General features: G+C 58.3%; 12 protein-coding genes. 6 read left to right on the top strand and 6 right to left on the bottom strand.

The window, feature by feature from the left end:
• Window positions 1-477 precede the first annotated feature (477 nt).
• Both AAEZ09_RS24095 and AAEZ09_RS24090 read left to right on the top strand, forming a co-directional pair.
• Window positions 478-843, top strand: coding sequence for a PAS domain-containing protein (locus tag AAEZ09_RS24095; protein ID WP_350601071.1), 366 nt, complete (start codon window positions 478-480; stop codon window positions 841-843).
• Entirely contained in the window at window positions 840-2,129 is a 1,290-nt protein-coding gene (locus AAEZ09_RS24090; protein WP_205893682.1) for a sensor domain-containing diguanylate cyclase, read from the top strand. Before AAEZ09_RS24095 ends, AAEZ09_RS24090 begins: the two co-directional genes overlap by 4 nt.
• 117 nt (window positions 2,130-2,246) lie before the next feature.
• Here the strand turns inward: AAEZ09_RS24090 and AAEZ09_RS24085 are convergent, their stop codons facing one another.
• From AAEZ09_RS24085 to AAEZ09_RS24075, 3 genes are all read right to left on the bottom strand, one after another.
• Window positions 2,247-2,720 carry an LEA/WHy family protein gene (locus tag AAEZ09_RS24085; protein ID WP_045061105.1) on the bottom strand — a complete coding sequence of 158 codons (474 nt, stop codon included), beginning with the start codon at window positions 2,718-2,720 and terminating at the stop codon, window positions 2,247-2,249.
• Window positions 2,721-2,777: 57 nt separating this feature from the next.
• Window positions 2,778-4,250: a nucleobase:cation symporter-2 family protein gene (locus AAEZ09_RS24080; protein ID WP_350601069.1), complete on the bottom strand. Its 1,473-nt coding sequence runs from the start codon at window positions 4,248-4,250 to the stop codon at window positions 2,778-2,780.
• A gap of 117 nt (window positions 4,251-4,367) precedes the next feature.
• Entirely contained in the window at window positions 4,368-5,270 is a 903-nt protein-coding gene (locus tag AAEZ09_RS24075; protein ID WP_350601068.1) for a LysR family transcriptional regulator, read from the bottom strand.
• Window positions 5,271-5,378: 108 nt separating this feature from the next.
• Here AAEZ09_RS24075 and speB point away from each other — a divergent pair, with 108 nt between their 5' ends.
• On the top strand, window positions 5,379-6,338 hold the full coding sequence (gene speB / locus AAEZ09_RS24070) for an agmatinase (RefSeq protein ID WP_350601066.1): 960 nt from the start codon (window positions 5,379-5,381) through the stop codon (window positions 6,336-6,338).
• A 90-nt stretch (window positions 6,339-6,428) separates the two neighbouring features.
• Here speB and AAEZ09_RS24065 read toward each other — a convergent pair whose 3' ends face one another.
• Window positions 6,429-7,481 (bottom strand): aldo/keto reductase, encoded by a 1,053-nt coding sequence (locus tag AAEZ09_RS24065; RefSeq protein WP_350601065.1) that lies wholly within the window; start codon window positions 7,479-7,481, stop codon window positions 6,429-6,431.
• Between the two features lie 145 nt (window positions 7,482-7,626).
• Between AAEZ09_RS24065 and zapE the strand changes: the two genes are divergently transcribed.
• The 3 genes from zapE (at window position 7,627) to AAEZ09_RS24050 (ending at window position 9,950) form a co-directional block, all read left to right on the top strand.
• On the top strand, window positions 7,627-8,745 hold the full coding sequence (zapE, locus tag AAEZ09_RS24060; RefSeq protein WP_350601063.1) for a cell division protein ZapE: 1,119 nt from the start codon (window positions 7,627-7,629) through the stop codon (window positions 8,743-8,745).
• A gap of 18 nt (window positions 8,746-8,763) precedes the next feature.
• Entirely contained in the window at window positions 8,764-9,345 is a 582-nt protein-coding gene (locus AAEZ09_RS24055; RefSeq protein ID WP_350601062.1) for a DinB family protein, read from the top strand.
• 113 nt (window positions 9,346-9,458) lie between these two features.
• Window positions 9,459-9,950 (top strand): GNAT family N-acetyltransferase, encoded by a 492-nt coding sequence (locus AAEZ09_RS24050; protein WP_045061112.1) that lies wholly within the window; start codon window positions 9,459-9,461, stop codon window positions 9,948-9,950.
• A gap of 55 nt (window positions 9,951-10,005) precedes the next feature.
• Here the strand turns inward: AAEZ09_RS24050 and AAEZ09_RS24045 are convergent, their stop codons facing one another.
• Window positions 10,006-10,206 (bottom strand): hypothetical protein, encoded by a 201-nt coding sequence (locus tag AAEZ09_RS24045; protein WP_045061113.1) that lies wholly within the window; start codon window positions 10,204-10,206, stop codon window positions 10,006-10,008.
• A gap of 99 nt (window positions 10,207-10,305) precedes the next feature.
• Window positions 10,306-12,543 carry a TonB-dependent siderophore receptor gene (locus AAEZ09_RS24040; protein WP_350601060.1) on the bottom strand — a complete coding sequence of 746 codons (2,238 nt, stop codon included), beginning with the start codon at window positions 12,541-12,543 and terminating at the stop codon, window positions 10,306-10,308.
• Between the last annotated feature and the right edge of the window lies 1 nt (window position 12,544).

Raw genomic sequence — 12,544 nt, 5'->3', positions numbered from 1 at the left:
AGAGCCGTTATGCAAATAAACTGCTACAATCAAATCTCCTGGGCAGTCCTTGCCTTCTCGAAAGTTAATCTCGTATTTATTCAACTGCTCAAAGTTTGTTAGATCAGCTGTGATGAAAATGGTAGTTGATGTTTGGAGCCCCACGTGAAATTTTTTCCTGGCTTATCAACTTTGTCAGATGGATGCCAAGGTTGCAAAAACACTCGAGAACTGGATCTGGAATTTTCTTTCGCTTTTCAGCCAATTGTGGAGGTGCGCGAGGGCGGGTTGGTGGGGGCGCTTTAGATGCTGAGCGGTGGTAGAGGCGGGTAGTATTGATTTATGAGGTGTTCACTTTTTATAAGAATAATCTGCCGTCAGAGAAATGTTCTCATTAAATGCCAAAGGGGAGGGCGCTATTGCTACGCAGTTGTGTAGGAAGTGCTGGACGCCCGAGGCGTTTTAAAATTAATATTTAATTTTGCGAGTGAGTAGGAAATGAATCTGACGTTTGAAGAGGCTTCAATTGGATCATTATTAGACGCGCCTGATGAACTGGATACTCTGAACTTCGGGATTATTGGCTTTGATGACGCTGCAAAAGTAGTGATTTACAATGCTTTTGAGGCGTCAAGCGCGGCCCTGCGCCAGGAACGTGTCTTAGGTAAAAATTTATTCTTGGAAATTGCTCCATGCTTGAATAACGCCATGGTCGCTCAAAGATTTGAGAATGAACCTGAACTGGACGTGATCATTTCTTACGTTCTGGCACTTAGAATGCGGCCAATCCCCGTTCGAATGAGACTACTCAAAAAAATGGATAACAGCACCCGCTTCCTACTGATTGAGTGGGCAAAAAAATGAATAGTATTGAGCCGGGGGCTGACTCAATCGAGTCAGAATACGAAGCATTACTCTCATTCATGTATCTATCACCTGTCGGATTGGTAAGGACCAATCCCAGTGGTGTCATTGATATGCTTAATCCCATGGCAACACAATTGTTGATGCCATTGGTCAAGCTCACTGGACTAGAAAATCTGTTTGAAACGCTTTCTTCCGTGGCGCCGGAGTTACGTAACCTGGTAACAAGTTTTCGAGAGTCGTGCGGGTCAATATGTGTAGGTCACAGAATTCACGTGTCGCCTGCATCGGAAGGGGGTATTGTTCTGACGTGTACAATTGTGAAGATCAATAACGAGGTTCTGATAACGGTTTTGACTGATATCTCTTGCCAGGTGGCGACTGAAAGGCGACTAAGGCAGACCGACTCATGGCTGGATGCGATCTATACCATAGTAAATGATTTCGCAGTGCTCGGTTTGACTAAACAGGGAGTCATTAATAGCTGGAGCCCTTCGGCAGAGCGTTTAACAGGTTACGCGGAATCCGAGGCTATCGGAGAGACGTTGCGCCGATTCTGTAACTTGCCAGACGTGGATGTTGATGTCTTTGATGAGCATCTCACATTCGCGCGCGAAGAAGGTTGGCATTCACGAGACTATCTTTGCCAACACAAATCAGGACACACGTTTTTTGCTCAAACCATGATCGCCGTTCTGCGCGAAGAGGATGACGAGTTTTCTGGCTATACCGTTGTGTGCCGAGATATCACCGAGCGGAAGGTGTCGAGTGATAACCTGGCCAATTTACTCACCAAAGACCATCTCACGGGCGCAGTTAATCGCGCTCATTTTTTCAATTTGGCAGAGAAAGAGTTTGCTCGGGCAAATCGATACGGCCAATCAATATCGATCATCATGCTGGACGCCGATCACTTCAAACAAGTGAATGATAGTTGGGGGCATCCCATGGGTGACGAGGTTCTCAAGTCTATCGTTAAAATTGCTGAGGGCGTTCTTCGGCCCGGAGATACTATCGCCAGGTTTGGGGGCGAAGAATTTGCGGTTATGTTGCCTAAGAGCAATGGCCTCGAGGCTTCAGTTGTTGCGGAGCGACTCAGGAGCAGCATTGAAGCATCCAGTGTAAGCTCCGCCGGTGGGGAAATAAAAATCACTGTCAGTATTGGTTGTGCCTCGATGAGTGAATCGCGATCCACTCTCAAGCAGTTGCTGGTCTGCGCAGATGCCGCGCTCTACCACGCAAAATCCAAGGGTAGAAACTGTATAGTCGATATTGATGACTTCTGATCGTTGGAATCATGTTTCTCCACACCGCGATCTTCGCCACGGTGTGTTTGAGCTGTCGGTGGATGATCAGGTGAAGGTGGGTGCGGCATCCATGTTGATCGAGCTCCTGAGTCAACGTTACCAGGTGCCGGATGTCGTCCCCGGCAAACTGAGCTTGCCACTATCGACGAACCGCATGGTGCCGAACAAGCCTGCGGCGAGTTTTCCACGTAGTACGTACGGCAGGTTGTTGAGGGTCTGCGTCTGGCTCAGTCCCAGGGTCTGGCGCAACACCGAGAACGCCGAAACGCTGACCGGAACCGTCAGCACGGTTTCCGAAAAGCGCGGGATCGAGCCCGACTGATCGCTGACTCCCGAGGCGAGCGGCTGGCCGTTGACCTCGAGGTCCAGGGCCACGCCGTTGTAATCAATGGGGGTCTCATTGGGGTTCTGCACACGGATCTTCAGCGCAAACCGTACCTCCATGTCCTGGCCCTGCAGGGGCTCGATGCCGACCACGTTGATGTTGACCGGGTCGCGATTGGGAAAGAGCGCGCAGGCGCTCAGGGAGAGCATCAGCAAGGACAGGATAACGGCGTGGATACTGCGCATGACAGGCTCTCTTCAAGTAAAGGGCTGAACCGCTGCCGACGCAGCCCTCAAGCCGTGTCAGCGGTTCAACTGTGCGACCGCCGCAACGGTTACCGGTTCACCCTTGGCCGCAACATCGGGGTTTTCCATGACCTGGAGGATCGAGGCTTCCGGGTCGAAATCGTCTTCTTCCAGCTCGATGAATTCTTCCGGCAGGAAGATGTTCAGCACGATAGCGCACAACGCGCCGACAGTGATCGGCGATTCGAAGATGTTGTGCAGCGCCATGGGCAGCTCGCGCAACACTTCGGGGACGGCCGCGACGCCCAGGCCCATGCCCAGGGAAATCGCCACGATCAACATATTGCGCCGGTGCAGGCCAGCCTCGGCGAGGATCTTGATACCGGCCACCGCCACGGTTCCGAACATCACCAACTCAGCGCCGCCGAGCACTGGCTTGGGCATTAACTGCAACACCGCGCCGATCATCGGGAACAATCCGAGCACTACCAGGAGGCCGGCAATGAAAAACGCGACATAGCGGCTGGCCACGCCAGTGAGCTGAATCACCCCGTTGTTCTGGGCGAAGGTCACCATGGGCATGCTGTTGAACACCGCGGCCATGGCCGAGTTGAGGCCATCGGCAAGCAGGCCGGACTTGATTCGCCGGATGTACACCGGGCCTTTGACCGGTTGCCGGGAAATCATCGAGTTGGCCGTGAGGTCACCGGCCGCTTCCAGCGGCGACACGAGGAAGATCACCGCCACTGGGACGAACGCGACCCAATCGAAATTGAAACCATATTTGAACGGCACCGGCACGCTCATCAGGGGCACGTCGGGCATGTTCGAGAAACTGACGTCACCCATCATCCAGGCCACGAAATAGCCAAGGGTCAGGCCGATGACGATGGCCCCCAGACGCAGGAATGGCACGTCGACCCGGTTCAGCACGATGATGGTGCCCAGCACCAGAGCGGCGAGCGCCAGGTGATGGGCACCGCCCAGGTCGGTGGCGCCGAAGCCGCCAGCGATATCGGTCATCGCCACCTTGATCAGCGACAGCCCCATGAGCGTGATGATGGTGCCGGTGACCACCGGGGTGATCAGCATCCGCAGTTTGCCGATGAACTGGCTCAAAACCACTTCGATGAAGGCGGCAAAAAAGCACACGCCGAAGATCGTCGAAAGGATCTCATCGGTGCCGCCGCCACGGGCCTTGACCATGAAACCGGCGCTGAGAATCACGCTGATGAACGAGAAACTGGTGCCTTGCAGGCACAACAACCCGGAACCGATCGGCCCGAAGCGTCGCGCCTGGACGAACGTGCCGAGCCCGGAAACGAACAGCGCCATGCTGATCAGGTAGGGCACTTCGCTTTGCAGGCCCAAGGCGCTGCCCATGATCAGGGTGGGGGTGATGATGCCGACAAAACTCGCCAGAACGTGCTGCAAGGCGGCGAAGACGGTGGCGGTGAGATGAGGGCGATCGTTGAGGCCGTAGATCAGATCGTTGTTGCACGCAGCAGAGGCTTTTTCGGAGGCGGTCATGGTGATATGCGTGCCAAAAGGCGGGCCGGGTCAGAAAATGGAGGCGCAGGATGCCAGAAAGCTGGGAAAACAGTAATCAAGGGTTACAGAAATCCTGCTGCGGCGCTGCCAGGAACCTCAAGTGCCGGGCTTGAAAGCTGCCAGCAGATCCTCTTCGAACGCCTTTTGCGCATCCCCTGGCGACTGGGCGCGATGGCGGGCGAGCTGGAATGCCACTTCGAAACGGGTTCCATCATGCTGTACCGCGCGTAACAAGCCTTTTTCCTCCCAGCTTCGGGCGTAGTGGCAGGGTAGATAACCGATATGCCGGCCCGACAGAATGAACGCGAGCGTGCCTTCCACTTGCTCCGACCGCGCCGAACAAGGGGTCCCTTGAAAGGGGTCATCGCGGCGCAGGAAGCGGTAGGGGTGGTCTACGCGATCACTGGCCTGCAGCGTTTGGTCGAGCGGCGCGTCGGTGCTGAAGAGTGGGTGGCCCGGGGCGCAGTACAGCTGCTGGCTCTCCCTGAACAGTTCACGGTAGTCAAACGCGTGCTGCGCCAGGGAGAAATAGCCGATGGCTAGATCCAGGCGTTGTTGCAACAGCAGCCTTTCCATTTCGCCGGGCATCGCGCTGATCAGTTCGATGCGCACCGACTCGTCGCGCTGGCGAAAGCGCCGTATCGCCTCGGCCACCCGTTGCAGCACCGATTGATCGAGCGCTTCGGACAACCCGACTCGCACTTCACCTATCAAGCGCCCGGCCACGCCATTGGATTGATGGCGGAAGGTTTCGATGGACTCGAACAGGGTGCGGATTGCGCCGAGCAGTTCCGCGCCCTTGGGCGTGACGTTAAATCCGCCTTTGCCACGAATGCATAACCGGTAGCCGAGCCGGGTTTCAAGCTTGGCCATCTGCTGACTGATGCTCGACTGGCTCAAGCCAAGTTCGCCTTGGGCGGCACTGAAACCACCGCACTCGACCACGCGTACAAACAAACGCAGAAGCTGCAGGTCCAGGTCGTGAAGTTGGCCAAGCATCAAACATTACTCCGTGATAATGCCAGGATAACAAAGTTGGTATTTTGCCAATGTATCCGACCGCGCATTGTGGCGTCACTCCGTAGATGTCAAACCAAGGAATATGCGATGGACGCCCCAATGCTGAACGATCAAGCCATGACCCGCGACAGCCTCTACGGTACTGCTGCGGAAAGCACCTACGCCGGCATCACCAGTTTCATGCGTCGTCGCTACAGCCGCGACCTGTGCGGAGTCGACGTGGCAGTCAGCGGCGTGCCGTTCGATACCGCAACCAGCAACCGTCCCGGTGCGCGTTTCGGTCCACGGGGCATTCGTGCAGCGTCGGCCGGGATCGCCTGGGAGCGCCACTGGCCGTGGACGTTCGATCCGTTCGACCACCTGGCGGTGGTCGATTTCGGTGATTGCACATTCGACTATGGCGCGCCGCACTCGATACCCCACAGCATCGAGGCCCACGCGGAACATATCCTTGCGGCCGGCAGCGCGATGCTGACCTTTGGTGGCGATCATTTCGTCACCTATCCACTGCTCAAGGCCCATGCGCGTAAACATGGCCCGCTGTCGCTGATCCATTTCGACGCCCACAGCGATACCTGGCCGGACGAGGCGGGCAAGCGGGTCGACCATGGCACGATGTTCTGGCACGCCGCACGCGAGGGCCTGGTGGAACCGTCGCGCTCGGTGCAGATCGGCTTGCGCACGACCAATGACGATGCCATGGGCTTTGCGATACTCGATGCACGCCAGGTGCATCGACGCGGCTGCGAGTCGATCGTCGAGGCCATCCGCGCCCGGGTGGGGGATAATCCGGTGTACCTGACGTTCGATATCGACTGCCTGGATCCGGCATTCGCCCCCGGCACCGGAACCCCCGTATGTGGAGGCTTGAGCACGGTACAGGCGCTGGAAATCCTGGGTGGTTTGCGCGGCATCAATCTGGTGGGCATGGACGTGGTGGAAGTTGCTCCGGCCTACGACAGCGCCGAGATCACTTCCCTGGCAGCAGCGACTTTGGCGATGGAAATGCTTTGCCTGTATGCGGCCAGACACAAGGTCGACCGTTGAAGCAATACCCTGCAGGAGCAAGGCTTGCCCGCGATGGCGATAGTGCGTTCACCAGCGCTTCGCGAGCAAGCCGGTCAAGCAGTGGTTCGGTCAGGCGACCGGAATCTTCGGCAGGTCCAGGATCCGGTCGCCGCTGAAGCGCGAAAAGGAGCCCGCCAGGGTTTCATGCGGCACGCCCTTGGGCACGTCGCTCACTTCATCCAGCCGCGCCATTTGCCCGGCATCCAATTCCACCGCCAGCGCCCCCAGGGTCGAGTCCAGCTGTTCACGGGTACGCGAACCCAGGATCGGAATCAACGTGGTCGTCGACTGCCGGGCTTTTTCCCGCAGCCATGCGATCGCCACATGGGTCGGGCTGGCAGCCAGTTCCCCGGCTACGGCGAGCAGCGTATCGAGCAGGGCGGTCTCGCGGGCGCCTTTTTCCGCGTGGATCAGCATTCCCAACTTGGCTGCGCGGTTATCCCCGTCGCTATTGCGGTACTTGCCCGTCAGGAACCCGCCACCCAGGGGCGACCACAAGGTCGCGGCGAGGCCCAGGGCCTCGGCCATTGGCAGCTGCTCACGTTCGGCGCTGCGTTCGGCCAGGCTGTATTCGACCTGGAGTGCGACAATCGTCGCAAACCCGCGAACCTCGGCCAGCAGATCGGCCCGGGCAATGCGCCACGCCGGGAAATTCGACAGCCCCGCGTAGTGAATCTTGCCGGCACGCACCAGGTCGTCAAAACCTCGCAGAATCTCCTCCATTGGCGTGACGCCGTCGCTCATGTGCGCCCAGAACAGGTCAAGACGATCGGTTTTGAGGCGGGTCAGGCTCTCCTCGACAGCCCGGACCATATTCTTGCGATTGTTACCCGTGTGTGAAATGCCGTCTGCCGGAGTGGTACCCAAGGTGTATTTGCTGGCGATGACAAGCCGATCCCGCTCCGGCGCGATGAACTCGCTGAGCATGCTCTCAGACTGCCCGGCCTGATAGCCATTGGCGGTATCGATGAAGTTGCCGCCGGCTTCCAGGTAGCCGTCGAAAATGCGCAGGGCCTCGTCGCGCTCCGCGCCGTGACCCCAGCCCGTGCCAAAATTGCCGGCCCCCAGGGCCAGCTCCGAAACGCGCAAGCCGGTTTTACGGCCGAATACTTTGTAGTGCATGGCGGTGACTCCTGGAGCGAGCAGTGCGGCTAGACATGAATGTTGTGCGATATTCGATTAATATTACGTACGTAATATTAACCGTCAAGGTATTTTTCCACTGGCTGACGGCTAGCGCCCAAGCGCTCATGGCATACTGCCGCGCATGACCATCGACTCGCCGTTAAGCGCCTGGCAGCAGGCCATCGAACAGAAAGGTTTCGTCCAGGACGAAGCCCAGGAACATGCCGTGTGGGCCCTGCAGAAATGCTACGAGGCCCTGCACGAGGGGCGTCCGGGCGTGACCGGTGTCTATCTGTGGGGCCCCGTTGGGCGAGGCAAGACCTGGCTGATGGATCAGTTCTATCAAAGCCTGCGAGTCCCTGCCCGGCGCCAGCATTTCCATCATTTCATGGGCTGGGTGCACCAGCGGTCATTTCAGCTGACCGGTACCGCAGACCCGCTTAAAAGCCTGGCCCGGGAACTCGCCGAAGAAGTTCGGGTGCTGTGCTTCGATGAGCTGTTCGTCAATGACATTGGCGATGCGATCATCCTCGGGCGGTTGTTCCAGGTGATGTTCGAGCAGGGCGTGGTTGTGGTGTGCACTTCCAATCTGCCCCCTGACCAACTGTATGCCGACGGTTTCAACCGCGACCGGTTCGTGCCCGCCATCGAGGCGATCAAACAGCACATGCAGGTCATTGCAGTGGACGGCGCTGAAGACCATCGCCTGCATCCGGGCGCCGGGTTGCAGCGCTACTGGGTTGCAGAGCCCGGGCAGCCCAGTGCCTTGCACGAGGTGTTCCGGACATTGACCCTCGGCCAGTCGGTCTCCAGCGAGCCGATCGCGGTCGGTCACCGCTCGCTGCCGGTGGTACAGGCCAGCAAAAGCGTGCTCTGGTGCCGTTACGCCGACCTGTGCGAGCAACCCTTCGCCGCGATGGACTTCATGGTCCTGTGCGACACTTTCAAGGCTATCCTGTTGAGTGAAGTGCCGAACCTCAGCGCGCAAAAGCGTACCGGACGCATTGCCCGGGGCACTGAAGACGGGGTCGAGCGAGTGGCCGCTGGTGATCGCGAGTTACCTCAGTTGTCGGTGCATGATGACGGCGTGCGTCGATTCATCGCGCTGGTCGACGAATGTTACGATCGCAAGGTGCCGCTCTACCTTGAGGCCCAGGTATCCATGGCCGAGCTTTACACTGAGGGATATCTGGAATTTCCGTTCCGCCGCACCCTCAGTCGCTTGCAGGAAATGCAGCTGCAACGTTTTGCCGAGGTCTGACAACCGGGAGGCGAACCCATGTCTCACACGCTGTCGCATCATCTGCTGACCATGGCTTATCAGAACGCCTGGGCCAATCATCGGCTCGCCAAAGCATGGGGGCGTTTGGCCCCTGTGGAATTGGCGGCACCACGGGTCAGCTTCTTCCCCAGTCTCACAGCCACCTTGAATCACATCCTGACCTGCGACTGGTTCTACGTGGACGCGCTGGAGCGCGAGTTGCGCGGTGACGATCCGCATCCCGATTGCCAGGTGTTCTTCAGCCTGGATGAGGCCTGTACCACGGCTGCCGATCTGCAGCGCGAGCAGGCGCTGGTGGACCGGCGGCTGATCGCTTATTGCGAGCAGATGCGCGATAGCGATCTGGGCAAGATCGTGACCATTGCCCGTGACACGCCGCAGCATGACTGCCGATTGCGCATGCTCTCGCACTTGTTCGAACATCAGATTCACCATCGCGGGCAGGTCCATGCAATGCTCAGCTCAACCTCGGTGCAGCCGCCGCAGCTGGACGAGTTTTTTTGCGTGGGGGAGGCGGGCTTACGGGCTGAGGATTTTGCCGAGCTGGGATGGACCGAGGGATTGATCTGGGGGCATTGATCGGCAGGCTGGTATTCAATGCTTTGGGCGCAAAATGGGCTGCATTGCTGTTGATTTGTGATCGCGCTTGATAGATTCAGCGGCAGTTACTTCACGTGTGATCGAGGATGGAAATGGAATCCGCAGAAATTCTGGTACTTCAGGCCAGCTACACCAATGCCCTGCATGCCGAGGCCATCAGCCTGGTATTGAACCACTATGCAGAAGACCCGATGGGAGGCGGACATTCGCTGCCGGTCGATGTATTGGAAAACCTTGCGGGCGAACTGGCGAAGCGGCCACACGCCTTCAGCGTCCTGGCTTTCGTCAACGGCGAGCCGGCCGGTCTGGTCAATTGCTTTGAGGGTTTTTCGACGTTTGCCTGCAAGCCGCTGGTCAATGTGCACGACGTCGCCGTCGTGAAGAAATTTCGCGGTTTGGGGTTGAGTCAGAAGATGCTGCAAAAGGTTGAGGACATCGCCCGCCAGCGTGGCTGCTGCAAGATCACCCTGGAGGTTCTGGAGGGTAACGCCATTGCCCAGGCGTCCTATGGAAAATTCGGATTTGCCGCCGGGATGTTCGATCCGGCCCACGGTCGCATGCTGTTCTGGACCAAGGCGCTGTAAGACCTGAACCAGGCGAGGCGGGGGAGCAGGCTCCCTCGCCACAGCCTTGAGCTCGTTATGGTTTGTAGTGCTCCGTCATTTGTGCGGTCTGATCGTCCGGAACCCGCACTTGCGGCGCTGGCTGTTGCTGATTCGCCTGCTGACTCAATCGCAAGGTCTCGTAGTAATAGCGCATGCGTTCAGCGCCGCCTTCCGCCCAGGCGGCTGTCGTGCCCAGCATCATCAAACTGGCGAGGATCAGGGTTGTAGATTTCATGGTGTGCCTCCCACTACAGGTTTCGGGTGCCCTTTCTTCCATGAAGCAATGTTGAAAGGGCATTATCCGCCGATTCCGTTAATTGAGAATTAACAGCTTTTAAATCTTCCAATCGAGGCTCAGGGTCACGGTACGCGGGTCGCCCCAGTAGTTGCCGTTATAGAAGCCGACATTCTCGTAGTACTTCTTGTCGAGCAGGTTGTTCACGTTGAGCGACGCCGACAGGTGCTGGTCGAACTCGTAGCGCGACATCAGGTTGACCAGGCGGTAGGCGTCCTGGCTGATGTTGGTGCGCTGGGTGATGATATTGCCTGCAGCGTTGCGCCCCACCGGGCGACTCGCGGCGCGGTAGATCTCGCTTTGCCAGTTAAGCGCGCCGCCCACCGTCAGCGCATGCCAGTTGCCTGGAAGCCGATAGGCCGTGGACAGGCGGAACATGTTCAGGGGCGCGGTGGTGTTGGTGCGGTTCTTTTCGCCGTTGACCGAGTGGGTATAGGTGTAACCGGCGGTCATGTTCCAGTCGGCCATCACCTCGCCGGACAGTTCGGCTTCGAAACCCCGGACCTTGGTGCCCTTGCCATTGGCCTTGTAGAACTCCTCTCCGGTGACCGGATCCGGTGGCACCGAATCGTCGAGCTCGGCGACGTTGTCCTGATCACTCCAGAACAGCGCCGTAGCCAGGTTGAGGCGCTCCTGAAGCAGGCTGCCCTTGAGTCCCAATTCATAGTTGCTGCCCACCACCGGTTCGAGGTACTTGCGGTTGGCGTCGCGATTGGTTTGCGGCTTGAAGATGTCGGTGTAGCTGACGTAGGCGGTGTACTCGGGTGTGATGTCGTAGAGCAACCCGGCGTAAGGCGTCCACATGTCGTTGTGTTTCTGGCTGGTATCGTCCACTGCGCTCAACACCTGATTGGCGTCGTAACTATTGGTGGTGCTCGACGATTTCCAGCTGCCATAGCGGCTGCCAAGTACGGCGTGTAACTCATCGGTCAGGCTCAGGCGTGTGGCCAGGTAACCGGCTTTCTGCTCGGTGCTGCTGGTGGACCCGGTGAGGCTGGTCACCGTGTCGGAGAATTTGCCGATATCGCCCATGTACTTCCAGTCCGGCACGATCGCGTAGTCATCAGCCATCGGACCGTCGGTGTAAGGGTTTCTATCGCTGCGCTGCGCTTGGCCATAACCAATCATCAGTTCATGTTCGCGTCCCAGCAGCGAGTAGGGACCGGACACGTTGAAGTCGTAGGCTTTCATCTTCTGGGTGCCGATCATGTGACTGACGTTGGCCACCATGCCGCTGCGATCGGGCTCGGGGAAGCCGCCTCCGGCGTAGTAGATCTTGCCGTCGGTGTCACTCTCGCGGTGGGTGTAGGCGGCCTTGAGGTGCCAGCCTGCACCCAATTGATGGTCCAGGTTGGCGAAGGCGGTCTGGTCCTTGATCGGCCAGGAACTCCAGGACGTGGCCATGTTGGTCGAACGGCCAAGGTTGGCCTTGCTGCCGTCGGCATTCCAGTAAGGTACGGTGCCCCACGAAGTGCCCTGTACGTGTTTGTTCTGGTAGTCGTAACCCACCGCCAGGGTGGTGGCATCGGTCAGATCGGCTTCGAGCACGCCGTAGCCGACTTCCCGTTGCTGCTGGTATTTGTCGCGGAACGAGTCGCTGTCACGGTATGCCAGCACGCTGCGGCCGCGCAGGCGCCCATCGAAGGCCAATGGCCCGCCAACGTCCAGGTAGGTGTAGTAATTGTCGTAGCTGCCGGCGCTGACACCGGTCTTGGCCTCCCATTGCGCAGTCGGGCGTTTGCGCACCATGTTGATGGTCGCGGACGGATCCCCGGCGCCCGTCGTCAGGCCGGTGGCGCCGCGCACGACTTCGATGCGGTCGTAGATGATGGTGTCGGAGTCGGACTTCATGTAACTGAAGGTGTTGAGCATCCCGTCAACCTGGAAGTTGTTGATCGAGTAGCCGCGCGAGGAATAGTTGACCCTGTCGGAGTCGTTGTGTTGCACCACAATGCCGGTGGTCTGGCGCATGGCTTCGGACAGCGAAGTGAGTTTGAAGTCGTCCATTTGCTGGCGCGTGACCACTGAAACCGACTGTGGGGTTTCCTTGATCGACAGGTTCAGGCGCGTGGCGCTGCTCATGGCGCCGGTGGTGTAGGACTGGGTGTTTTCGGTGTTATTGCCCAAGCCCTGGGCGGTGATACTGGTGGCGGTCAGCTCGAGGGCGCCGGCGACCGGAGCCTTTTCAATTTCGCTGTCGGCGAGCAGGTCCGGGCTCAGTGCAACGCTGCACAGGCCCAGGGTTAAAGTCATGGAACGGGTAATAGGCGCGAACATC

This window comes from Pseudomonas sp. 65/3-MNA-CIBAN-0223, assembly GCF_040310425.1.
GTDB classification, from domain to species: Bacteria; Pseudomonadota; Gammaproteobacteria; order Pseudomonadales; family Pseudomonadaceae; genus Aquipseudomonas; species Aquipseudomonas gregormendelii.
This window is presented reverse-complemented; position numbering and strand designations above follow the sequence as displayed.

Bases quoted from the DNA above. Each gene is read 5' to 3' on its own strand.
- AAEZ09_RS24095 (WP_350601071.1), top strand. From the start codon at position 478: ATGAATCTGACGTTTGAAGAGGCTTCAATTGGATCATTATTAGACGCG.
- AAEZ09_RS24090 (WP_205893682.1), top strand. From the start codon at position 840: ATGAATAGTATTGAGCCGGGGGCTGACTCAATCGAGTCAGAATACGAA.
- AAEZ09_RS24085 (WP_045061105.1), bottom strand. From the start codon at position 2,720: ATGCGCAGTATCCACGCCGTTATCCTGTCCTTGCTGATGCTCTCCCTG.
- AAEZ09_RS24080 (WP_350601069.1), bottom strand. From the start codon at position 4,250: ATGACCGCCTCCGAAAAAGCCTCTGCTGCGTGCAACAACGATCTGATC.
- AAEZ09_RS24075 (WP_350601068.1), bottom strand. From the start codon at position 5,270: ATGCTTGGCCAACTTCACGACCTGGACCTGCAGCTTCTGCGTTTGTTT.
- speB (WP_350601066.1), top strand. From the start codon at position 5,379: ATGGACGCCCCAATGCTGAACGATCAAGCCATGACCCGCGACAGCCTC.
- AAEZ09_RS24065 (WP_350601065.1), bottom strand. From the start codon at position 7,481: ATGCACTACAAAGTATTCGGCCGTAAAACCGGCTTGCGCGTTTCGGAG.
- zapE (WP_350601063.1), top strand. From the start codon at position 7,627: ATGACCATCGACTCGCCGTTAAGCGCCTGGCAGCAGGCCATCGAACAG.
- AAEZ09_RS24055 (WP_350601062.1), top strand. From the start codon at position 8,764: ATGTCTCACACGCTGTCGCATCATCTGCTGACCATGGCTTATCAGAAC.
- AAEZ09_RS24050 (WP_045061112.1), top strand. From the start codon at position 9,459: ATGGAATCCGCAGAAATTCTGGTACTTCAGGCCAGCTACACCAATGCC.
- AAEZ09_RS24045 (WP_045061113.1), bottom strand. From the start codon at position 10,206: ATGAAATCTACAACCCTGATCCTCGCCAGTTTGATGATGCTGGGCACG.
- AAEZ09_RS24040 (WP_350601060.1), bottom strand. From the start codon at position 12,543: ATGTTCGCGCCTATTACCCGTTCCATGACTTTAACCCTGGGCCTGTGC.